Below are 20,884 nucleotides of genomic sequence, written 5' to 3'. Positions count from 1 at the left end.
CATGACACAATGGACCATGGACAGACGTGCATTCCTGAAGGCGGCTGGCGTGCTCGGCGCCGGCATGGCGATGAAGCCAGGCTTTGCCTGGTCGGCCGCCGGCGACACGTTGCGCATCCGCATGGAAGGCGATCTTCAGTGCCTCGATCCCGCCTTCATGAATGGCGGCATCGAGGATGTCATGATGCGCGGCATCTATGTCTCGCTGAACCATTTCGGCGATATCCGCAAGGGTTCTCCCTGGTCGTTGTGGGGGGCGGAAAAGCTCGAGCAGAAGGACCCGAAGACCATCGCCTTCACCCTGATCGACGGGCTGAAATGGTCTGGCGGTTTCGGAGCGGTCACCGCTGATGACGTGAAATTCTCGTTCGAGCGCATCGCCGACAAGGCTCTGGCATCGCCGTGGGCCTACCAGTTCGAAAAACTCGATCGCGTCGAGGTTGTCGATGCCAGATCCGGCATCATCCACCTGAAAGAGCCCTACCAGCCGATCTTCGTCACCAGCCTGCCTTACTATGGCGGCCACATCATCAGCCGTGCCGGCACGGAGAAGGCGGGCGGCAAGTTCACCACACAGCCGCCGGCGACCTGCGGACCCTATCTCTTCTCGGACTGGCAGCAGAAGCAGAAGGTGACGCTGACCGCCAACCCGGACTGGCCGGGACCGAAGCCGGATTTCGGCAAGGTCGAGATCTATGTCGTGTCGGACGATCAGGCTGCCCAGCTCGCCTACGAGGCCGACGCTTTCGACTACACCAAGATCGCCATTTCGGCGACCAAGGCGGTCAAGGCGAGCCCACCCGCCGATACGACGCTGATCGAGGCGCAATCGACGCGCTATGTCTGGCTGACGATCAACATGCTGAGCCCGCGGCTCAAGGATCCAAAGGTCCGCCAGGCGGTGCAGTATGGCGTCGATGTCGGGCAGGTCCTCACCGGCGTCTATGACGACCTGACCAAACGCTCGACCGGTGTCGTCCAGCCCGGCACCAAATTCGCGCGCGCCAGCAATCTGATCGCAGCAGTCGACTATGAGAAGTCCGCAGCGCTGCTCAAAGAGGCCGGCGTCAGCGACCTGTCATTGACCCTGACGGTGATGAACGATTCCATCCGCACCGCGACCGCGCAGATCATCCAGGCCAGTCTTGAACAGGCCGGCATCAAGGTCGAGATCCAGCCTTATGATGAGGCCGCCTTCTGGGGCGTCGGCGATAAGACGCAGGGCGATGGCTACAAGAACATCGATCTGGCGTTGATGGATTTCGCCGGTGGCATCGATCCGTCCGAAAACCTGGTCTGGTTCCGTCCCGACCAGATCGGCGCCTACAACTGGTCCGGCTTCGACAGCGCCGAGTTCGAGACCAGCTATCAGCAATTGGTGGCGGAAAGCGACGAGGCCAAGCGCATTGCCTTGTCCAACCGCATGGAGGATCTGATGGAGCAGTCCGGCGGTTTCGTCTTCATCTGCCACCAGCCGCTGGTCGCCATCCACAAGACCGCTTTCGACCCGGTTATTTATCCAGACGGCCACCCCAATCCGGTGCTGTTCAAGAAGAAGGCGTGATCCCTTCCGTGGACAGAAAAGCCACGATCGTTTAGCTGGAGTCATGACGGACACAGGACCAGCCCCTGAAAAACGCAAGCGCGGCGCCAAGAAATCGCCGCCGCGCTTCAGCCGCGAACAGGCTGATGTGCGTCGCTCCATGCTGATCGAGGCGGCGACGCGCTGCCTGTCGGTCGGCGGCATCGGCGCCTTCACCATCGATCGCATCTGCAAGGAGGCCGGCGTCTCGCGGGGCCTCATCAACCACCATTTCGAAAGCCTCGACGGGCTGCTGGTCGAGGTCTACAAATCCTCGCTCTATGCCAGCGTCAACAACCAGATCGCCGAAGCCAAGCGCCGTCGCGCCGAGACTTCCGATTGGTCGCCGCAGGCCGCACTTGCCGCCCTGGTGCACTCCAACTTCTCGCCGGAGTATTTCAGCCGCGAGAACCTGCTGATCTGGCTGTCGCTGTGGGGCGAGATCGCCGTCAACCCGCGCCTCAAGGCGGCGCATCGCGAGCTCTACGACGCCTACCGGGCGGAGCTTGCCGAAGACATCGCGGCTGTCGCAGTGCCGCGCGGAAGGCAAGTCGATGCTCCGGCGCTGGCGCGCAATTTCATCGCCTTGGTCGACGGGCTGTGGCTCGAATGGTGTCTCGATGAAAGCGTGGTGACGCCGCAGGGCGCGGAGGCGGCGGGGTTCGAGATGCTTGAAGGGCAGGTGGGGCCGCTGCGCGAGTCTTAGCATCACTTTATGGGAAGGTCGCTGCCGTGATTTCAAGATCCTCCTGTCCGAAGTGTGGCAATAACTTCTCCGATTGTGAACTCGATCGTGATGCCGAGGATGATCGGTCGATAGTCAAGGCAGAGCAGCAAACCCTTGGACCAAATATGACGGATCTAATGGCGGCGGTCGGCGAAGTTCTGCTGCTATGGGGCTTTCTGGAAACCGCCATGCGTGAGCGCCTCGCTGTGATCCACCCCAGAGCCAAGCCACCGACGAAGGCCCCAGTTCTTTCCCAATGGCGCAAAGCGGCAGAACAGGCGACCGATCATACTGACCCGCGACTGGCCCAGTTGTTTGCCGATATCACGGAAGCCGGGTCGATCCGGAATTGTCTGGCGCACGGCCTTACGTCGGCATCGGCTGATCCATGGAGTGACGTAGAGGCTTCAGTTGTTTGCATCGCACAGGACGGAAGCCGCCTGCATCTTACCATAACGCAAATGTCTGAGACCAAGCGCCTCCTTCAGATGTTGACGAATCGTGTTCGGAATCTTGGCATCTGAGCTGCCACCAATTGCACCAAAAACTCAATTCAGCGGCGAGCCACCCTCACGTTTCCGCCGCTCCATATAGTCGCGCAGCGCCTCGTCGATGCCGGAGTCGATAGGCGGCTGTTCGTATTCGGCGACCATGCGCTTCCACACGACGTTGGCGCGCTCGCGCGCGGTGATCTGGCCGCGCTCCATCCAGGTGTCGTAATTGTCCCAGTTGGACACCATCGGCGAATAGAAGGCACGCTCGTAGCGCTGCATGGTGTGTGCCGCGGCGAAGAAATGCCCGGCCGGGCCGACCTCGCGCACCGCTTCCAGCGCCAGCGTGTCGATATCGACCACCGGCGGGTCGAAATAGGCCGACATCATCTGCAGCATCTCGGCATCGATCACCAGTTTCTCGAACGATGCGGTGAGCCCACCGCCGAGCCAGCCGGCGGCATGCAGCACGAGATTGGCGCCGCCCATCAGGCAGCCCCACAGCGACATGGCGCTTTCATAGGCGGCCTGCGCGTCGACCGAATTGGCGGCGGTGACATTGCTGGAGCGGAACGGCACGCCGATCAGCCGGCACAGCTGCCCGGTGATCTGGGCCGCCTGCGTGTATTCGGGCGTGCCGAAGGCCGGCGCGCCGGTCTTCATGTCGACATTGGAGGTGAAGCCGCCATACATCACCGGCACGCCGGGGCGTACGATCTGGGTCAGCACGATGCCGGCCAGCGCCTCGGCATGCTGCTGCGACAGTGCACCGGCAAGCGTGACGGGGCTCATCGCGCCGGCCAGAGTGAACGGCGTGATGATATTGACCTGGCCGTGCTCGGCCAATGTGATCAGCCCTTCGGCCATCGGCTCGTCGAGCTGCAGCGGCGAGTTGGTGTTGATGATGCCGGTGAAGACAGGCATCTCCTGGGCCAGCTTCTCGCGCGTCGTGCCGAGCGAAATCGCCACCATCTCCAGCGCGTCGGTGGCGCGTCCACGGCCAAGCGTCTGCGGCTGCCAGTTCTTGTCGAGCAAGGTGATCTCGGCATAGTAGAGGTCGAGATGGCGGGTGTTCTGGTGCAGGTCCAGCGGCTCGAACGGGCCGCCGCCTTCCTGGTGCAGCACGTTGAACGATTGGATGAGCTTCAAATAATCGCACATCTCGGCATAGGTGCCGGGGCGGCGGCCGCGATCATTGTCCATGACATAGGCCGGCCCGCCCACCGACGACAGGATGCAGTGCCGCCCGCCGACCTTGACGTTCTTTTCAGGATTACGAGCGCGCAATTCGAACGATGACGGCGCCATGGCGACGCGCTCCATTACCATGGCGCGGTCGAAGCGCACCCGCATCTCGCCTTCGTCGACATCGCAGCCGGCGGCGCGATAGAACTGCCGCGCCTGCGGCTGCAGCACGCGCATGCCGATCTCCTCGAGAATGGTCAGGCCCATTTCGTGGATCGTCTGGACCTGGTCGGCCGACAGGATCTCGATCGGCGCATAGGGGCGCGTCAGCTGTTTCCACGGCCGCTGCTCGATGCCACCGATCTCGCGCTGCGGGCGGCCGGGTCTGCGACGTGCGGCGGTGCGTTCCATGCGTCCTCCTATTCGGCTGCCGTGCGCATATCGAAATCCGCCACCGCATCGACGATCGGCGTATCGCGGCGGTAGGGCTGCGAGCGTCGTTTTGCGCCAATCTCCTGAGCAAGCTTGTGACCGCTGTGCACGGCATGGGCGATGGCGCCGGGGGCCAGCGTGTCGCCGATGCGGTCGACACTTTTGATGCCGGCGGCCGCAAGATCGTTGGTGCGTTCCGTCAGCGTCTCGAACAACTCGTTGCGCGGCAAGCGCAGCCCGACGATCAGCACCGAGCGGCAGGCGATGAGGGTTTCCTCGCCGGTGAACAGATGCGCCAGCGTCGCCGTCTCGCCGTCGAAGGATTTCAGCAGATGCAGCGTCGTCACCGGCACCTTGCGCCGTGCCAGCGCGCGATGCACCAGCGGCAATTCGTTGGTCATGATCGTCCAGGCGGAGGCCTGGCCTGCAGGCGTCACATAACTGACCGAAATGCCATGCGCCGCCAGATGCTCGGTGAGGACGCCGCCCATGTAGTAATTGTCGAAATCGAAGACCAGCGTCGGCCCCTGCGGGAGCCGGCCTGCGGCGATGTCGTCGGGCGTGAAGACATTGGGGTGGTCGAGCGTGCCGACCGGTATCTCCAGCGAGGAATAGAGCATGCTGGTCCAGCGCGCGCCGGTTGCCAGCACCACGCGCTCCGGCGCGAGGTCGATGATCTCGTCCGCGCCCAAAACACTCTCCGGATAGAGCGAGACGTTGCTCATTTCGCCGAGGCGGCTGAGGCGATACTCGACAACGCGGTTCCAGGCCGAGAGGCCGGGCAGTGTCTTTTCGAAGGTCAGCCTTCCGCCGAAGTTGCGGCTGCTGTCGGCGAGCGTCACCTCATGGCCGCGTCGGCCGAGCGTCAGGGCGCATTCGAGTCCCGCCGGCCCGCCGCCGACAATCAGGATGCGTTCTGGTGCATCAGTGCGCTCGACACGCTCGGGATGCCAGCCGCGCCGCCATTCCTCGCCGGCGGTCGGGTTCTGGGTGCAGCGCACCGGCACGCCATCATGCCAGCTGGAAATGCAGATGTTGCAGCCGATGCATTCGCGGATCTCGGCCTCGCGGCCCTCGCGGATCTTGGCCGGCAGGAAGGGGTCGGCGATCGACGGCCGCGCGCCGCCGATGAAGTCGAGCACGCCGCGCTTGATCTGCGAAACCATGGTGTCGGGCGAGGTGAAGCGGCCGACGCCGACAACCGGTTTTTTGGTCAGCGATTTGACGAAATCGATCACCGGCTCGTGGCTGCCTTCGCCGGTGAAGCGTGACGCCGAGCAGTCGGTCGGGCTGGAATCCATCTTGACGTCGAACAGGTCAGGCAGGTCGGCCAGCAGTTCGATCAGCTCGTGCGCTTCGGAGGGCTGGTTGCGGCCGGGCCGGCCGCGCAGTTCCTCGAGGCTGACGCGCAAGGCGACGCCGCAATCCTTGCCGACGGCGTCCTTGGTGACCTCGATCATCTCGCGCACGAAGCGCACGCGGTTCTCGATCGATCCGCCATATTCGTCGCTGCGGTGATTGTATTCGGGCAGCAGGAATTCGTAGCCGAGATAGCCCATGCCGGCATAGACATAGACGACGTCGAAGCCGGCCGTGCGCGCCTTGCGCGCCGCTTCGGCCTGGCACCGCAGCACCTCTTTTATGTCGGCCTTGTCCATCGTCTTCGGCCGCAGATTGCCCATGAAGCCGACATGGGTGGCCATCCAGGGAATCCCCGACGGCGACAGCGGCGGCAGGCGGCTGGTCCTGTTCATGACGGATGCGCCGCCGTGCCACAATTCCACGCCGGCTAGCGAACCATGGCGATGCACGGCCTCCGTCATCAGCGCATGGGCGCGGATGTCGTTGTCGTCCCACAGCGTGGCGAAAGGCAGCGGCGCGTCGTCCGAGCTCGGATCGATCGAACAGGCGCCAGTGCAGATCACGCCCCAGCCGCCTTCGGCCTTGGCTTCGCGAAAGGCGGCGCGCACGCGCGGCAGGGCGTTGGTCATGCCGCTGGCGTGCGGCACCTGGTAGAAGCGGTTCGGCGCGGTGACCGGCCCGATACGCATCGGCTCGAACAGGATTTCATAGCGGGGATTGCAGGTCATCGGGGCTTCGCAAACACGCTTGTTGAACGATCGTACAACAAGCATATTCGCTGATATTGCAGAACGCAATGGCCCAAAGCATGGGATGGTGGACGCTCGAACCTTGGAGCGCGGCGCGAACCACTGGCAAGGGCTTGCTGGCACCGTCGGGGACGTCGCTCGCATGGCACAGTCCGATTATCTGAACGCCCCTTTTAGCTTTCCTTGTTTGAGGTCGCCGGCGGCGGGAGTAAGAGTCGCGGCGGAATTCGTGAGGAGGACGCCGTGACGCTGAATTTCGACCCGAGGGCGAAGGCCACGTCGCTCTACCATGGCGAATTCCGGCCGATGTTCATCGGCGGCAAATGGGTTCCGGCGCAGTCCGGCGAGGAGATGCAGGCGCTCAACCCGGCAACGGGCGAGGTGCTGGCCACCGTGCCGCGCGGCGGGGCCGCCGACATCGATGCGGCGGTGGCTGCGGCGCGAGCCGCCTTCGAAGGCCCATGGTCGAAATTCTCGCCCTATGAGCGGCAGTGCGTGCTGTTACGCATCGCCGATCTGTTCGAGACGCATTGGGAAGAACTCAGCGTTTCCGACACGCTCGACATGGGCCTGCCGATCACGCGCACGCTGGCCAACCGCCGCCGGGTCATCGGCATGCTGCGCTTCTATGCCGGCATGGCGACGGCGCTGCATGGCGAATCCATCGACAATTCGATCCCAGGCGAGATCGTCTCCTTCACAAGGCGCGAGCCGGTCGGCGTCGTCGGTGCGATCATTCCCTGGAACGCGCCGACCGCCGCCTCGATCTGGAAGATCGCGCCGGCGCTCGCCACCGGCTGCACCGTCGTGCTGAAACCTTCAGAGGACGCCTCGCTGACGCCGCTTTTGATCGCACGGCTGATGCAGCAAGCCGGCGTGCCGGACGGCGTCGTCAACATCGTCACCGGCACCGGGGCCGAGGCCGGCGCGCGGCTCGCCGAACATCCCGACGTCAACAAGATCGTCTTCACCGGCTCGACGCTTACTGGGCAGGCCATCGCACGGGCGGGCGTGACAAACCTCAAGCGCGTTTCGCTGGAGCTCGGCGGCAAGTCGCCGATCATTGTCTGCCGCGATGCCGACATCGACAAGGCGGTTCCGGTCGCGGCGATGGCGGTGTTCGTGCATTCGGGCCAGATCTGCATCGCCGGCTCGCGCCTGTTCGTGGCGCGCGAAATCCACGATGAGTTCGTGCGCCGCGTCGCCGAGTTTGCCGGCAAATTGCGCATCGGCCATGGCATCGAGGCTGAGACCGAAATCGGGCCGCTGATCAATGCCAGGCAGGCCGGTAAGGTGGAGGGCTACATCAAGGCCGGCAGCGACGAGGGCGCGGAACTGGTCACTGGGGGCTCGCGGCTGACAGGCGAACTTTATGATGGCGGAAACTTCATCGCGCCGACTGTCTTCGGCGCGGTGTCGGACAAGATGACCATCGCGCGGGAAGAGATTTTCGGGCCGGTGATTTCGGCAATGCCGTTCGACACGCTCGACGAGGCAGTGGCGCGCGCCAATGCGACGCCCTACGGCCTCGCCGCCGGCATCTTCACCACCCATCTGGGCACCGCGCACAAGCTGGCGCGGCGCATCAAGGCCGGCTCGGTCTGGGTCAACATGTACCATGCCATCGACCCAGCGGTGCCGTTCGGCGGCATGAAGATGTCCGGCTATGGCCGCGAAGGCGGCATCGAGCACCTGCATGAGTATCTGGAGACCAAGTCCATCTGGATCCAGACCGACTGATATTCAGGCGAGGCCGGCCTGCGACCGGCAGCGTGCAAATCGCCGGCAGGCAAACCGCTGCGTGGGAACCTTTGTTCGGTTGGCGATTTTTGCCTATATTGGAAATGCGAACGGCCAGGAGGGTGTTGCGTATGACGACGAAACGGTTTGCGATCTGCGCTTTGGCTCTCGCCATGGGCTGTATGGTGTCCTCATCGGCGCTCGCCGGGGCCAAGCATCGCCACCACCAGGCCGAGCCGGAACGCTATGTTCCCGCCCAGGATGATCTCATCGACTTCCTGTTCGGCGGTCCGCGCTATTACGACCAGCAGCTGTTCACGACGGCGGCAGGCGCCTGCTCCTACAACCGGACAGGGCCGGACGCGAATGCGATAAACAAGATCAACGATCATCATTGCGGGAAATGATCAGCTGATCTGTCTATGGCAGGCATAGGCCGGTCTCCTCACGAGAGCTTACGGACATAAGCGACGGCTCGATGCCGCTGCTGTTTTGCCGCCCATTGCGCATTGGCGATTTCAGGCTATGATGGAAATCTCCAATCGTGAGACGGGTATGAAAAAAAACTCCAAATCTGTCACCGTTGAAGCGGCAACGGCCGGGGATGCGCCTGAAATCGCACGCCTGCTGAGCTGGGCTTTCGGCTTCGGCAAGGCACGATCCGAGGAATACATCGCCAGTGTCGGGCTCGGCTCGCTCAGGCTGCTGCGCGGCGAAAGCGGGCATCCGCAGGCTTGCGCGGCACTCCTCGAGACGAAGCATGTCTTTCACGGCAAGCCGGTGCGGGCGGCCAACATCGCGCATGTGGCGATCGCGCCGGAGCGTCGCGGCCAGGGGTTGGCGGTGCCTTTCGTCGACGCGTTGTGCGCGGAGGCGCAGGGCAAAGGCGCTGCTATCGCCACGCTGTTTGCCTCGGCGCGGCCGGTCTATCGCAAGAGCGGGTTCGAGCTCGCCGGCCATGAGATCGTCTATGAAGCCGAGACGGTAGCCTTGCCGGCCACGAGCCGGCTCGCCTTCGAACGCGTCGAGCTGGACGATCCGCGTCTTGCCGGTGCCTATGCCATCAAGGCAAGCCGCGAAGCCGGGCTGCTCAGCCGCGGCCAGGCGCATTGGAACGAGTTGCGGCGAGAGCCGACCGATGCGCTCGCTGCCTATCTGGCGGAAGGCGATGCGGCCTATCTGATCCTCGATATGGGCGACGAGGCCCGTCTCGATGTCCGCGACTGGTACGCCGCTTCCCCTGACGCCGCACAAGGGCTGCTGTCGTTCCTGGCCAGGTTCCGCTCGGTCTATCCGGCCGTGCGCTGGCATGGCGGCCCGCAGGACGATCTGGTGGCGGCGATGCCGGACAAGGGCTGGCGTCTCGCGCATCAGGAGGAATGGCTGTTGCGGGTGCTCGACCCGGCCGAGGCGCTGCGCCAGCGCGGCTACCATGCCAATGATATCAAGTTGGCACTGCGCATCGGGCCAGCGGAGACGGCGCTGGAGGTCGAGATCAGAGGCGGTGCGGTCGAGGTCCGCGGCTCTGCCGGCGGCTGTGCGACCGTTGCCCTGCAGGCCCAAGCCTTCGTGCAGATATTCACGGGCTTTCGCAGCGCCTCGAAACTGGCGCAGTATGGCCAGGTGACCGGCGATGCGGCTGCCATACGTCTGTGTGACCAGCTGTTCGCCGGACCGCCGCCCTGGGTGGCGGAGCACTTTTAGAGAAAAGGAAATTCATGACACATGCGCTGATAGCGTCGCTGAGGGCGGCGGCTGGAGACATGACGCCGGCACTGGCGCGCGTCGCCGAGACGGTGCTGGCGCAGCCGGATGCCACCTTGCGCCAGAGCATCACCGAGCTTGCCGAGGCCTCCGCCTCGTCCGAGGCCAGCGTCATGCGCTTCTGCCGGGACCAGGGCTTTACCGGCTTCCAGGATTTCAAACTGGCGCTGGCCAAGGAACTGGCGACCGATGAGCGGGCGCGGGACATCGGCTTGCCGACCGACGACATCCAGCGGCTGGTGGAGACCGCCATCATCTCGCTGCGCGAGACCGAACAGCTGATCGTCCGGGAAGATATCGCCACGGCCTCGCGGCAGCTGCTGGCGGCGACGGCGATCGACTGTTTCGGTATCGCCGCTTCCGCGATCACGGCGCAGTACCTGGCCTACAAGATGACCCGCATCGGCAAGCTCAGCCGCGCGCTGGGTGACGCGCATCTGGCTGTCATGGCGGCGGGAACCACGCAGAAGGGCGCCGTGCAGGTGGTGATTTCGAGTTCGGGCTCGACCATCGACGCGGTGCGCATCGCCGAGCTTGCCCGCTCGCAAGGCGCCTTCGTCATCGGCATCTCCAACCGTTCGAAGAGCCCGCTGGTCGCCGCCTGCGACCTCGCTTTGATCGCGTCCTGGCCGGAAACGCCGCTGACCGGCGGCGCGTTTCCGTCGAAGATCAGCCAGTTGCTGATCGTCGACGCGCTGGCGGCCGAGATGATGCGGCAGGATCCGGCACGGCTCACTTTGCTCGGCCGCACGGCGGAGGTCGTGAGTGACCGCAGCTTCTGATCGTGCGGTCTTCGCCGTCGACATTGGCGGGACCAAGATCGCCGCCGCCGAAGTGCGCGACGGCCAATTGCACGACAGGCGCCAGACGGCGACGCCGAGAACGGGCAGGGGCGACGATCTGGTCGCGGCGATCGCCGGGCTTGCGTCCAAGCATGCGCCGAGTGCCGTCGCCGTTGCCACCACCGGCATCGTCCGCGACGGTGCGCTGACCGCGCTCAATCCGCAGACCTTGCCGATCGAGAACGGCTATCCGCTGGCCCGGGCGCTCGAAACGGCGCTCGGCGTGCCGCCGCTGGTCGTCAACGATGCGCAGGCGGCGGCCTGGGCCGAATTCTGCGTCGGTGCCGGCCGCGGTTATCGCAATTTCGCGTTCTTCACGGTTTCGACCGGCATTGGCTGCGGCCTGGTGATCGACGGCCGGCTGCAGACCGGCGCCACCGGGCTTGCTGGCCATGCCGGACATATGATGTCCGACCCCGGCGGCGCGATCTGCGGCTGCGGCCGGCGCGGCTGCCTGGAGACGATCGCGTCCGGCACCGCACTTGCCCGTCGCGGCAGCGAGCGGCTCGGCCGTCCGGTTGGCGCGCCCGACCTGTTCGTGGCCGCCAGGCAAGGCGACGCAATTGCCGCCGAGGTGATCGCCGCCGCCGTCGAGGCGCTGGTCAACGGCTTCGCCGACCTGACGGCGGCCGTCGACATTGATGGCTTCGCGGTCGGCGGCGGCGTCGGGCTGGCGGAGGGTTTCATCGCCGCCCTGCAGGCACGTTCCCGGCATCTTCCAGCCGTTTTCCAGCGCCCGATCGTTGCCGCGCGGGCTGGCGCCGACGCGGGCCTGCTGGGGGTCTCGCTGCTCTTTGACGGAAATTTTCATCAAGAATAACTTCTTGACAAAAACTTTCATCTACGGTTGATTGCAGGGGTAACGCTCGAAGGAGAAACCCCAGGTGCAAGGCGATGTGCTCGCTCAGCTCGATGGAACGCTGGTTGTCTCGTGCCAGGCTGAATCCCACATGCCGCTCGACGCTCCCGAGCACATTGCCGCCATTGCCCGGTCGGTCGTCCTCGGCGGCGCCACCGCTGTGCGCATCGAGGGTGCCGCGAACATAGAGGCCGTCCGCAGGCAGGTCGGTGTTCCCATCATCGGCCTGATCAAGGCGCGCCGTGGTGACACCGAAATCTACATCACCCCGACGCTCGCCAATCTGGCGTCGGTCATCGAGGCCGGCGCCGCCATCGTGGCTCTCGATGCCACCAACAGGCCACGCCCGACCGATCTCAAGACGATGTTCGCTGCGATAGCGCAGAGGGGACGCCTGTCGATGGGCGACGTCAGCACGCTCGATGAAGGCAAGCGCGCCCTCGATGCCGGCGCCTCCCTCATCAGCACCACCATGGCCGGCTACACACCTTACTCCAACCAGCAGCGCGGGCCGGATTTCCAGCTGATGGAACAGCTCGCCGGCGCCGGCCTGCCGTTTGTCGCCGAGGGCCGCATCTGGACGCCGCAGGAGGCTGTCCGCTGCTTCGAGCTCGGCGCCCGTTTCATCGTCGTTGGCGGCGCCATCACGCGGCCCGACGCCATCACCCGCGGCTTCGTCGACCAGGTCGCGTCGTGGAGCGCCAATCCGCAATTGAAGAGGAACCAGTCATGATCAAGCGCCGCCGCGTCGCCGTTATCGGTGCGGGCTTCATGGGCTCCATGCACGCCGCGATCTTTGCCAATCTGGTCGGCTGTGAACTGGCGGCGATCGTCGATCCCAATCTGGAACTGGCCGGCGCTGTTGCCGCCAAGGCGCCGGGCTGCAAGGTCTACGCCAGCCATGACGCACTGCTGGCCGGCGAGCGCGATCTCGACCTCGTCTCGATCTGTACGCCCGACAATCTGCACCTGGCGCCGGCGGTTGCCGTGGCCAAGGCCGGCATCAACATCTTCGTTGAAAAGCCGATCTCCTCCACCATCGAGGATGCCCGCGCCATCATCGCGGCCTGCGAGGCGGCCAAGGTCAAGCTCGGCATCGGCTATCTCCTGCGCTTCGATCCGCGCTACGCCGCGGCCAAGGAGCTGATGATCTCGGGCAAGATCGGCGATCCGATCCACATCTATGCCCGGCGCAACAGTGCCCGAACCGAAGGCCCCAAGCGCTATGGCGGCAGACTGCCGCTGGCACTGCATGTCACCGTGCACGATGTCGACATGGTGCTGTGGATGCTCGACGGTCAGCATCCGGTTTCCGTCTATGCCCAGCAGACCGACATTCTGCTCGGCGCGTCGGGCACACAGGACAGCCTGGCGGCAATTGTGCGCTTCTCCGGTGGCACGGTGGTGAACTTCGAAAGCGCCTGGTCGCTGCCGGCCGGCGCCCGCCACATGATCGATGCCCGCATGGAGCTGATCGGCACCGAAGGGTCGTTCGAGGTGCAGTGCGGAGACAGCGGCCTCTACTACGCCAGCAATGAAACCTCGCGCGAGATCGACACCCAGCATTGGCCAGTCGTCAATGGCCGTCTCGACGGCGACCTGGCGCGTCAGCTCAGCGGCCTGCTTGCCTGGCTGGATGGCGCCGCCATGCCGATCGCCAGCGGTCGCGATGGTCTTCGTTCGCTCGAACTCACACTGGCGATGATGAAGTCGGCTGAGAGCGGCGAAATCGTGCGCCTTGGCTAGAGCAAGGAAGATCACGTTTACAGGCGAGTAAATTTGAAACGAGGCCAAAGCGGCCCGACAATGGGAGACGAAAAATGCTTAACAGACGCACTGTATTGATGCTTGGCGTGGCTGCCGCCGCGCTTGCCACGGCCCTGCCGGCCCTGGCACAGGACAAACCGTTCGACGGCGTGCAATTGTCGGTGCTGCTCGAAGGCCACCCGACGACCGATGCCATCCAGAAGCTGCTGCCAGCCTTCAAGCAGGCGACCGGCATCGACGTGGCGCTCGAAGTCGTGCCCGAGCAGGACATCACGGCCAAGGAGCTGCTCGAATTCTCCTCCAAATCCGGCCGCTACGATGTCGTCCAGAACAACATCATCTACCTGCCGGGCTTCGTGAAGTCGGGCTATGTCGTGCCGCTCGACGATTTCCTGGCCAAGCACAAGGAGAACTTCGACAAGGCCGATTTCGTGCCCGGCTATTTCAACACCAACGTCGTCGACGGCAAGGTCTACGGGCTTCCGGTCTATGGCGAGAGCACCTTCGTCATGTACCGCAAGGATCTGTTCGAGCAGTACGGGCTCGCGGCGCCGAAGACGTTCGACGACATCGAGAACGCGGCCAAGACCATCTCGGAAAAGACCAACAAGCAGGTCGCCGGCATCACCATGCGCGGCCAGCAAGGCATCCAGGGCGTCTATGTCTGGGCTGCCTATCTCTGGGGTTTCGGTGGCTCGTTCCTCGATGCCGGCGGCAAGTCGGCGCTGGCAACGCCGGAGGGCGTCGCCGCACTCGACGCCTTCACCAAGCTGCTGAAGGATTACGGCCCAGTCGGCGTCGCCAATTTCGGCTGGGAAGAGAACCGGCTGCTGTTCCAGCAAGGCAAGGCGGCAATCACGCTCGATGCCACCGTCAACGGCGCCTACAATGAGGACCCGACCGTCTCCACCGTCGTCGGCAAGGTCGGCTATGTGCCGGTGCCGATGAAGTCCGCCTCGCCCAAGGGCGGTTCGTCCTCGCTCGCCGTGCATTCGATGTATGTCTCGGCTGAATCCAAGAACCAGGAAGCGGCCGCATTGTTCGCTGCCTGGGCGACCGCCAAGGAGCAGCAGCTGAAGGCGATCGAGACCGATCCCAATTCCGGCGTGACCTCGCTTTCGGTGCTGAACAGCGAGGCGTTCGGCAAGCGCTACGGCGCTTTCAAGGATGGCATGATCGCCGCCATCAACGCCGGCAATCCGCAATATCTGCCGACGGTCGAACAGGCCAACGAGATCATCAACAACACCGGCATCGCCGTCTCCAAGGCGCTTGCCGGCACGGCCAGCGCCGCTGACGCCTTGAAGGAGGCGGACGAGGCCAACAACGCCGCGCTCGCCCGCTAGGCGGGCAGGCGTGCCCTGCCGCGTGCGCTTCCTGTGCGCGGCAGGGCGAAATCCTCAACTGATGGATTGAGACCGTGGCGACAACAGCGTCGGATCCGACGAAGCATTTCTTCCAGCCGATTATCGTCTGCCTGACCGTGGCATCGGTCGCGCTGACGCTGTTTGTGATCTGGATTTCGCTGCACGATCTGTCGCTGATGCGCGCCGGGCGTGAGAAGTTTGTCGGCCTCGACAATTACCTCCGCTTCTTCGGCGATCCGCGCGCCATGGCCGCACTGTGGCGCACGGTGCTGTTCACGACGCTGGCGACGGTGATCGAGATCGCGCTCGGGCTTGCCGTCGTGCTGTTCCTCGACCGCGACTTCGCCATGAAGCGGCTGGTGCGGACGCTGCTTTTGGTGCCCATCATCATGACGCCGGTGGTTGTCGGACTGACATGGCGCTTCCTGTTCGATCCCGCCACCGGCATGGCGAATTATCTCCTATCGCTGGCCGGCATATCTCAGGTCGACTGGCTGGGCAGTCCCCAACTAGCATTGTTTTCGGTGCTGATCGCCGACATCTGGCAGTGGACGCCCTTCGTCATCCTGCTGGTGATGGCGGCATTGGAATCGGCACCCACCGATCCGCTCAATGCGGCCCGCGTCGACGGCGCGCGCGAATGGCAGGTGACCTGGTATGTGCTGCTGCCGATGCTGCGCCGGGCGCTGGCCATCGTCGCGCTGATCCGGGCGATCGACAGCATCAAGGCCTTCGACCTGTTCTACATCATGACGCGCGGCGGGCCGGCGCTGTCGACCGAAACGCTGAACTATTACGGCTACATCGTCGCCTTCACCAATTTCGACATTTCCTATGCGCTGGCCATCGCCGTCATCCTGACGATCTTCACCAATGTCGCGCTGCTGACCATGTACAGCGTGCTGTTTCCGAAAGCGGGAGAACGCTGATGGGCCGGCGCGCGGTTTTCTATTTCGGGCTGCTTATGCTTTTGCTGGCGGTGCTGTTCCCGCTCTACTGGGTGGTCGTGACCTCGTTCAAAACGACGCGCGATGCCTTCGCCATTCCGCCGGTCTGGCTGTTCAACCCGACGCTCGACAATTATCGCACGGTGTTTGCCAATCGCGGCTTCCTCAGCGCCTTTGCCAACTCCTTCATCATCTCCATCCTGTCCAGCGCGCTGGCGGTGGCCATCGGCTCGGTCGCCGCCTACGGGCTGGCGCAGCAACCGGGCGACCTGCGCCGTTCCAAGGAAAAGTTCATCCTCAGCCTGCGCATCGCGCCGGCGCTGCTGTTCGTCATTCCGATGTACTATCTTGCGACGCGCATCGGCGCGCTCAACCAGCACTGGCTGCTGATCGCCGCCTATGCCTTCGTGAATGTGCCGTTCGCCATCTCGCTGCTGATCACCTTCTTCGACGACATTCCGAAGGAGTTGCGCGATGCGGCCCGCGTCGACGGCGCGCGCGAGTTCAGCGTGTTCTGGCATGTCTATCTGCCAGCGGCGCGCGGCGGCATGGTGGCGACGCTGATCCTGTGCGTGTTGTTCACCTGGAACGAGTTCTTCGTCGCCCTGGTGCTGACCGGCCGCGACACGCAGACCCTGCCGGTCTCCATCACCTCGTTCCTGACCTTCCAGGGCATCCAGTGGGGCGCGCTGACCGCCGCCGCCACGCTCATCATGCTGCCGATGATCGTGCTTGGCGTTCTGGTGCAGGGGCAGATCGTGCGCGGCATGACGCTGGGCAGCGTGAAGGGCTGAGGGGATACGATGGCGAATTTGTCTATACGGTCGGTGTCGAAATCCTACGGTGCGGTCAACGTGCTGGACGATGTCTCGGTCGAGGTCGAGGAGGGCTCCTTCGTCGTGCTGCTCGGGCCATCGGGCTGCGGGAAGTCGACGCTGCTGCATGCGGTCGCCGGGCTGAACCCGATCGATTCCGGCACCATCGTCATCGGCGACCGCAACGTCACCAATCTTCCCGCGCGGGAGCGCGACGTGGCGATGGTGTTCCAGTCCTACGCGCTCTATCCGACCATGTCGGTGGCCGAGAACATCGCCTTCCCGCTGAAGATGCGCGGGCTCGACCGCAAGACGTCAGGCGAGAAGGTCGATGCGGTGGCGAAGCTGCTGCAGATCGAACCCTTGCTGGGGCGCAAGCCGCGTGAGTTGTCCGGCGGCCAGCGCCAGCGCGTCGCCATCGGCCGGGCGCTGGTGCGCGATCCCCGGCTGTTCCTGTTCGACGAGCCGCTGTCCAATCTCGACGCCGCGCTGCGCACCGAGTTGCGCGCCGAGATCAAGCGCCTGCACCAGTCGATCCGCCGCACCATGGTTTATGTGACGCACGACCAGACCGAGGCGCTGACGCTCGCCGACAAGATCGTCGTGCTCAAGGCCGGCAAGATCGAGCAGATCGGCACACCGCTCTCCCTCTATGACGATCCCGATAATGCCTTCGTCGCCGGCTTCATCGGTTCGCCGCGCATGAATTTCCTCAGGGCAAGCGTGGTCGAAGACGGGAAAGCCGTGCTTGTCGGCGATGCCAGGGTCGACGTCTCGCATCTTGTCGCGAAGCTCGTCGGCGGCCAGCAGGTCACGCTGGGCATCAGGCCGGAGCATCTCGACGAAAAGCAGGGCGTCGAGCTCGCGCTTGCAGTCGATGTCACCGAGCGCCTGGGATCGACCTCCTATGTGCACGGCGTGCTGCCGAGCGGCGAAACGGTGGTGGCCGAACGGCGCGAGGACCAGCCGCGTTTCGGCGAAACCATCACGCTGCGCTTCCTGCCCCACCGCACGCGCATCTTCGACGCGCAAGGGCTGCGTGTTCGCTGATCCTGCCTGACGCTGCCTGTCCGATTTCAATGGCTTGCGGCTGGATCCGCCAGTTCTGCGCGAATCTCCGCGCCATGCTCGTCGCGTGCGTGGCTCTTCGCCGGCGTCTTTTGCGCCCATCCGGAAAAACGTGGAGCGGCGGCGGCCTGCAAGATGCCGTCCACCGTCAGCCACGAACCGCGCGCGGCCATGTGCGGATGCAGTGCTGCCTGCCATGGATCGAGCACCGGGGAGACGCAAGCGTCCGAGCCCTCGAACAGGCTGGTCCACTCGTCACGGCTTTTTGTGGCAAAGATCGCCGCCAGCCGGCCGCCGAGCCGCGGCCAGAGATTGCGATCGAATTGGTCGGCGAATTGCGGATCGGTTGCAAGGCCAAGCCTGTCGAGGAACAGTGCATAGAATTTCGGCTCGATGCACTGGACGCTGATGAAACCGTCATCCGATGTGCGGTAGACGCGGCACCAATGCGGTCCGTCGAGAAGGCTTTGGCCGCGCTCGGCGACGAGGGCGCCTGACTGGCCGATCGCCATCAACAGGTTCATCATGTGGGCCGAACCGTCGACGATCGCCGCGTCGACGACGGTGCCTTCACCGCTCGATCGCGCGTTGATGATGCCGGCGAGCATGCCGATCACCAGATAGAGTGCGCCACCGCCAATATCGCCGACCAGCGTCGGCGGCGCCATGGGCGGCTCGCCCGGCAAGGAGGCGTACCAGAGCGCGCCCGACACGCCGGTATAGTTCATGTCGTGGCCGGCGGTGTGGGCGAGCGGACCGTCCTGGCCCCAGCCGGTCATGCGGCCGTAGACCAGCCGCTTGTTGGCCGCGAGGCAGGTATCCGGGCTGAGGCCGAGACGCTCCATGACGCCGGGCCGGAACCCCTCGATCAGCCCATCGGCGGTGGTGATGAGGCGCATCAGCACGGCGACATCGTCGGCATCCCTGAGGTCGAGCGCGATGGAGCGCTTGCCGCGATCGAGCAGCGAGCGTTCGGGGAGGCCCGGCACGGGCGCCTGTTTGCGATGGACGACGATGATTTCGGCGCCGAGATCGGAGAGCAGCATGCCGGCGAAGGGCGCTGGCCCGAGCGCCTCGATCTCGACGATGCGGACACCTTTCAGCATTCCACCCTCCACGGTGCTCACCCCCTGGGTATGGCGCACTTTGGTATCGCGCCCTTTCGTTGCGGCCAAGGCGACGGTGTGTAACCCCGCTGTTTTGGCATTGAAGCACGTGCCGCTCGCATATACTTCAGGGCCATGAAAAAAATCGGTTTCCTGTCATTCGGGCACTGGACGCCCTCGTCGCAATCGCAAGTGCGCTCGGCATCGGACGCGCTGCTGCAGTCCATCGATCTCGCCGTCGCCGCCGAGCAGCTGGGCGCCGACGGCGCCTATTTCCGCGTGCACCACTTTGCCCGCCAACTCGCCTCGCCATTCCCGTTGCTGGCGGCCGTCGGCGCCAAAACCAGCCGCATCGAGATCGGCACGGCGGTCATCGACATGCGCTATGAGAATCCGCTCTACATGGCCGAGGATGCGGGCGCGGCCGACATCATCGCCGGCGGGCGGCTGCAACTTGGCATCAGCCGCGGCTCGCCCGAGCAGGTGATCGATGGCTGGCGCTATTTCGGCTACGAGCCACAGGAAGGCAAAAGCGACGCCGACATGGCGCGGCATCACGCCGAGGTTTTTCTCGACACGCTGCGCGGCGAAGGCTTTGCCCAACCCAATCCGCGGCCGATGTTCCCCAACCCGCCAGGGTTGCTGCGGCTCGAGCCGCATTCGAAGGGCCTGCGCGAGCGCATCTGGTGGGGTGCTGCCACCAACTCCACCTCGGAATGGGCGGCCAAGCTCGGCATGAATTTGCAAAGCTCGACGCTCAAATTCGACGAGAGCGGCAAGCCCTTCCATATCCAGCAGGCCGAACAGATCCGGATCTATCGCGACGCCTGGAAAGCGGCAGGCCACAAGCGCGAGCCGCGCGTCTCGGTCAGCCGCAGCATCTTCGCGCTGGTCGACGACCGCGACCGCGCCTATTTCGGCCGTGGCAATGAGAGCCGCGACCAGATCGGCTTCATCGAGGAGAATACGCGGGCGATCTTCGGCCGCAGCTACGCCGCCGAGCCGGACGTGCTGATCAAGGAGCTGGTGCAGGACGAGGCGATCGCCGAGGCCGACACGCTGCTGCTCACCGTGCCCAACCAGCTCGGCGTCGACTACAACGCCCATGTTATCGAGGCGATCCTGACCCATGTCGCGCCGGCGCTGGGCTGGCGCTGACGGCCGCGCCGTGTAACCATCGATCGCGGCGGGCGATTCAGGAGGTTCACGGCATGGCGAAGAAGGCCCTGATTGCCTGGGGCGGCTGGGAAGGCCACACGCCCGAGCGCAGCGCCCATACCATTCGCGCGCTGCTTCAGCGCAACGGGTTTGATGTCACGCTGGGCCAGGGCACGGCGATGTTCGCCGATACGGAATTGCCGTCCTTCGATCTCATCGTGCCTGTTATCACCATGTCGACGATCGAGAAGGCCGAGCTGCAGAACCTGACGCGTGCGGTTCGCGAGGGAAGCGGGCTTGGCGGCTTTCACGGCACGATGGGCGACAGTTTCCGCAACGAACCCGACTATCAGTTCATGACCGGCGGCCAATGGGTCGCGCATCCCGGCAACATCATCGACTATCGTGTGGTGATCACACAACTGGACGACCCGATTACCAGGGGTGTCAGTGATTTCGCCTACCGGTCGGAGCAGTATTACATGCATGTCGACCCGAGCAACGAGGTGCTGGCGACGACCACTTTCACCGACGCGCATTTCCCGGGCATTGATGGTGTTGTCATGCCGGTGGTCTGGAAGCGCAGGTATGGCGCTGGGAAGGTATTTTACAGTTCGCTTGGGCACACGGCGGATGAGTTCGCGGTGCCGGAAATGGCGTTGATTGTGGAGCGCGGTTTGCTTTGGGCGGCGAGGGGGTAGCAGCAACGGTGACGCCCTACGGCGCCCCCCCTCTGTCCTGCCGGACATCTCCCCCACGAGGGGGGAGATCGGCTGTCATCGCGGCCTTCGCTAATCTCCGATGTCGCTGGAAGAGAGCCGGCGTCGAAGCTGCCAATCTCCCCCCTCGTGGGGGAGATGTCCGGCAGGACAGAGGGGGGCGTGACGGAACTCGACGGTGAATGTTGCGCGTTTCACCGCAAC

At 64.4% G+C, this 20,884-nt stretch carries 19 protein-coding genes; 16 read left to right on the top strand and 3 right to left on the bottom strand.

From position 1 onward, the window contains the following. The first annotated feature begins 1 nt into the window (after position 1). The 3 genes from AC1DX4_RS25345 to AC1DX4_RS25335 are packed head-to-tail and all read left to right on the top strand — an operon-like array spanning position 2 to position 2,833. Positions 2 to 1,564 carry an ABC transporter substrate-binding protein gene (locus tag AC1DX4_RS25345; RefSeq protein WP_477222905.1) on the top strand — a complete coding sequence of 521 codons (1,563 nt, stop codon included), beginning with the start codon at positions 2 to 4 and terminating at the stop codon, positions 1,562 to 1,564. A gap of 43 nt (positions 1,565 to 1,607) precedes the next feature. Beyond that, the gene (locus AC1DX4_RS25340) at positions 1,608 to 2,288 is read left to right on the top strand and encodes a TetR/AcrR family transcriptional regulator (protein WP_477222904.1); all 681 of its coding nucleotides are present in this window, start codon (positions 1,608 to 1,610) and stop codon (positions 2,286 to 2,288) included. A gap of 26 nt (positions 2,289 to 2,314) precedes the next feature. Further along, the gene (locus AC1DX4_RS25335; RefSeq protein ID WP_477222903.1) at positions 2,315 to 2,833 is read left to right on the top strand and encodes a hypothetical protein; all 519 of its coding nucleotides are present in this window, start codon (positions 2,315 to 2,317) and stop codon (positions 2,831 to 2,833) included. A gap of 24 nt (positions 2,834 to 2,857) precedes the next feature. Here the strand turns inward: AC1DX4_RS25335 and AC1DX4_RS25330 are convergent, their stop codons facing one another. Together AC1DX4_RS25330 and AC1DX4_RS25325 are read right to left on the bottom strand one after the other, a co-directional pair. Further along, on the bottom strand, positions 2,858 to 4,396 hold the full coding sequence (locus AC1DX4_RS25330) for a trimethylamine methyltransferase family protein (RefSeq protein ID WP_477222902.1): 1,539 nt from the start codon (positions 4,394 to 4,396) through the stop codon (positions 2,858 to 2,860). Between the two features lie 8 nt (positions 4,397 to 4,404). Further along, entirely contained in the window at positions 4,405 to 6,507 is a 2,103-nt protein-coding gene (locus AC1DX4_RS25325; RefSeq protein WP_477222901.1) for an oxidoreductase, read from the bottom strand. 264 nt (positions 6,508 to 6,771) lie between these two features. Here AC1DX4_RS25325 and AC1DX4_RS25320 point away from each other — a divergent pair, with 264 nt between their 5' ends. The 11 genes from AC1DX4_RS25320 (at position 6,772) to AC1DX4_RS25270 (ending at position 17,679) form a co-directional block, all read left to right on the top strand. Then, positions 6,772 to 8,268 carry an aldehyde dehydrogenase family protein gene (locus AC1DX4_RS25320; protein WP_477222900.1) on the top strand — a complete coding sequence of 499 codons (1,497 nt, stop codon included), beginning with the start codon at positions 6,772 to 6,774 and terminating at the stop codon, positions 8,266 to 8,268. 131 nt (positions 8,269 to 8,399) lie between these two features. Continuing rightward, the gene (locus AC1DX4_RS25315; protein ID WP_477222899.1) at positions 8,400 to 8,675 is read left to right on the top strand and encodes a hypothetical protein; all 276 of its coding nucleotides are present in this window, start codon (positions 8,400 to 8,402) and stop codon (positions 8,673 to 8,675) included. 148 nt (positions 8,676 to 8,823) lie between these two features. After that, positions 8,824 to 9,972: a GNAT family N-acetyltransferase gene (locus AC1DX4_RS25310; RefSeq protein ID WP_477222898.1), complete on the top strand. Its 1,149-nt coding sequence runs from the start codon at positions 8,824 to 8,826 to the stop codon at positions 9,970 to 9,972. 14 nt (positions 9,973 to 9,986) lie between these two features. Then, positions 9,987 to 10,814 carry a MurR/RpiR family transcriptional regulator gene (locus tag AC1DX4_RS25305; protein WP_140710033.1) on the top strand — a complete coding sequence of 276 codons (828 nt, stop codon included), beginning with the start codon at positions 9,987 to 9,989 and terminating at the stop codon, positions 10,812 to 10,814. Next, entirely contained in the window at positions 10,798 to 11,694 is an 897-nt protein-coding gene (locus tag AC1DX4_RS25300) for an N-acetylmannosamine kinase (RefSeq protein ID WP_477222897.1), read from the top strand. Before AC1DX4_RS25305 ends, AC1DX4_RS25300 begins: the two co-directional genes overlap by 17 nt. A gap of 64 nt (positions 11,695 to 11,758) precedes the next feature. Beyond that, entirely contained in the window at positions 11,759 to 12,466 is a 708-nt protein-coding gene (locus AC1DX4_RS25295; protein WP_477222896.1) for an N-acetylmannosamine-6-phosphate 2-epimerase, read from the top strand. Next, positions 12,463 to 13,479, top strand: coding sequence for a Gfo/Idh/MocA family protein (locus AC1DX4_RS25290; protein WP_477222895.1), 1,017 nt, complete (start codon positions 12,463 to 12,465; stop codon positions 13,477 to 13,479). Before AC1DX4_RS25295 ends, AC1DX4_RS25290 begins: the two co-directional genes overlap by 4 nt. 74 nt (positions 13,480 to 13,553) lie before the next feature. Further along, positions 13,554 to 14,846 (top strand): ABC transporter substrate-binding protein, encoded by a 1,293-nt coding sequence (locus AC1DX4_RS25285; protein WP_477222894.1) that lies wholly within the window; start codon positions 13,554 to 13,556, stop codon positions 14,844 to 14,846. A gap of 74 nt (positions 14,847 to 14,920) precedes the next feature. Then, positions 14,921 to 15,796, top strand: coding sequence for a carbohydrate ABC transporter permease (locus AC1DX4_RS25280; protein WP_477222893.1), 876 nt, complete (start codon positions 14,921 to 14,923; stop codon positions 15,794 to 15,796). Continuing rightward, positions 15,796 to 16,608 carry a carbohydrate ABC transporter permease gene (locus AC1DX4_RS25275; RefSeq protein WP_477222892.1) on the top strand — a complete coding sequence of 271 codons (813 nt, stop codon included), beginning with the start codon at positions 15,796 to 15,798 and terminating at the stop codon, positions 16,606 to 16,608. Before AC1DX4_RS25280 ends, AC1DX4_RS25275 begins: the two co-directional genes overlap by 1 nt. Positions 16,609 to 16,617: 9 nt before the next feature. Beyond that, complete coding sequence (locus AC1DX4_RS25270) at positions 16,618 to 17,679, top strand: ABC transporter ATP-binding protein (RefSeq protein WP_477222891.1); 1,062 nt, start codon at positions 16,618 to 16,620, stop codon at positions 17,677 to 17,679. Positions 17,680 to 17,705: 26 nt separating this feature from the next. Here AC1DX4_RS25270 and AC1DX4_RS25265 read toward each other — a convergent pair whose 3' ends face one another. Beyond that, the gene (locus tag AC1DX4_RS25265; RefSeq protein ID WP_477222890.1) at positions 17,706 to 18,803 is read right to left on the bottom strand and encodes a CaiB/BaiF CoA transferase family protein; all 1,098 of its coding nucleotides are present in this window, start codon (positions 18,801 to 18,803) and stop codon (positions 17,706 to 17,708) included. Positions 18,804 to 18,938: 135 nt separating this feature from the next. Here AC1DX4_RS25265 and AC1DX4_RS25260 point away from each other — a divergent pair, with 135 nt between their 5' ends. Together AC1DX4_RS25260 and AC1DX4_RS25255 are read left to right on the top strand one after the other, a co-directional pair. Beyond that, the gene (locus AC1DX4_RS25260; protein WP_477222889.1) at positions 18,939 to 19,961 is read left to right on the top strand and encodes an LLM class flavin-dependent oxidoreductase; all 1,023 of its coding nucleotides are present in this window, start codon (positions 18,939 to 18,941) and stop codon (positions 19,959 to 19,961) included. Between the two features lie 53 nt (positions 19,962 to 20,014). Further along, a complete protein-coding gene (locus AC1DX4_RS25255; RefSeq protein WP_477222888.1) occupies positions 20,015 to 20,662 on the top strand; it encodes a ThuA domain-containing protein in 648 nt (215 codons plus the stop codon). Positions 20,663 to 20,884: the final 222 nt, after the last annotated feature.

Source organism: Mesorhizobium sp. P3_A8 (genome assembly GCF_056402995.1).
This window is presented reverse-complemented; position numbering and strand designations above follow the sequence as displayed.

Coding starts and splice junctions, on each gene's coding strand:
- AC1DX4_RS25305 (WP_140710033.1), top strand. CDS start 9,987: ATGACACATGCGCTGATAGCGTCGCTGAGGGCGGCGGCTGGAGACATG.
- AC1DX4_RS25340 (WP_477222904.1), top strand. CDS start 1,608: ATGACGGACACAGGACCAGCCCCTGAAAAACGCAAGCGCGGCGCCAAG.
- AC1DX4_RS25345 (WP_477222905.1), top strand. CDS start 2: ATGACACAATGGACCATGGACAGACGTGCATTCCTGAAGGCGGCTGGC.
- AC1DX4_RS25255 (WP_477222888.1), top strand. CDS start 20,015: ATGGCGAAGAAGGCCCTGATTGCCTGGGGCGGCTGGGAAGGCCACACG.
- AC1DX4_RS25285 (WP_477222894.1), top strand. CDS start 13,554: ATGCTTAACAGACGCACTGTATTGATGCTTGGCGTGGCTGCCGCCGCG.
- AC1DX4_RS25290 (WP_477222895.1), top strand. CDS start 12,463: ATGATCAAGCGCCGCCGCGTCGCCGTTATCGGTGCGGGCTTCATGGGC.
- AC1DX4_RS25265 (WP_477222890.1), bottom strand. CDS start 18,803: ATGCTGAAAGGTGTCCGCATCGTCGAGATCGAGGCGCTCGGGCCAGCG.
- AC1DX4_RS25260 (WP_477222889.1), top strand. CDS start 18,939: ATGAAAAAAATCGGTTTCCTGTCATTCGGGCACTGGACGCCCTCGTCG.
- AC1DX4_RS25330 (WP_477222902.1), bottom strand. CDS start 4,396: ATGGAACGCACCGCCGCACGTCGCAGACCCGGCCGCCCGCAGCGCGAG.
- AC1DX4_RS25325 (WP_477222901.1), bottom strand. CDS start 6,507: ATGACCTGCAATCCCCGCTATGAAATCCTGTTCGAGCCGATGCGTATC.
- AC1DX4_RS25270 (WP_477222891.1), top strand. CDS start 16,618: ATGGCGAATTTGTCTATACGGTCGGTGTCGAAATCCTACGGTGCGGTC.
- AC1DX4_RS25315 (WP_477222899.1), top strand. CDS start 8,400: ATGACGACGAAACGGTTTGCGATCTGCGCTTTGGCTCTCGCCATGGGC.
- AC1DX4_RS25275 (WP_477222892.1), top strand. CDS start 15,796: ATGGGCCGGCGCGCGGTTTTCTATTTCGGGCTGCTTATGCTTTTGCTG.
- AC1DX4_RS25310 (WP_477222898.1), top strand. CDS start 8,824: ATGAAAAAAAACTCCAAATCTGTCACCGTTGAAGCGGCAACGGCCGGG.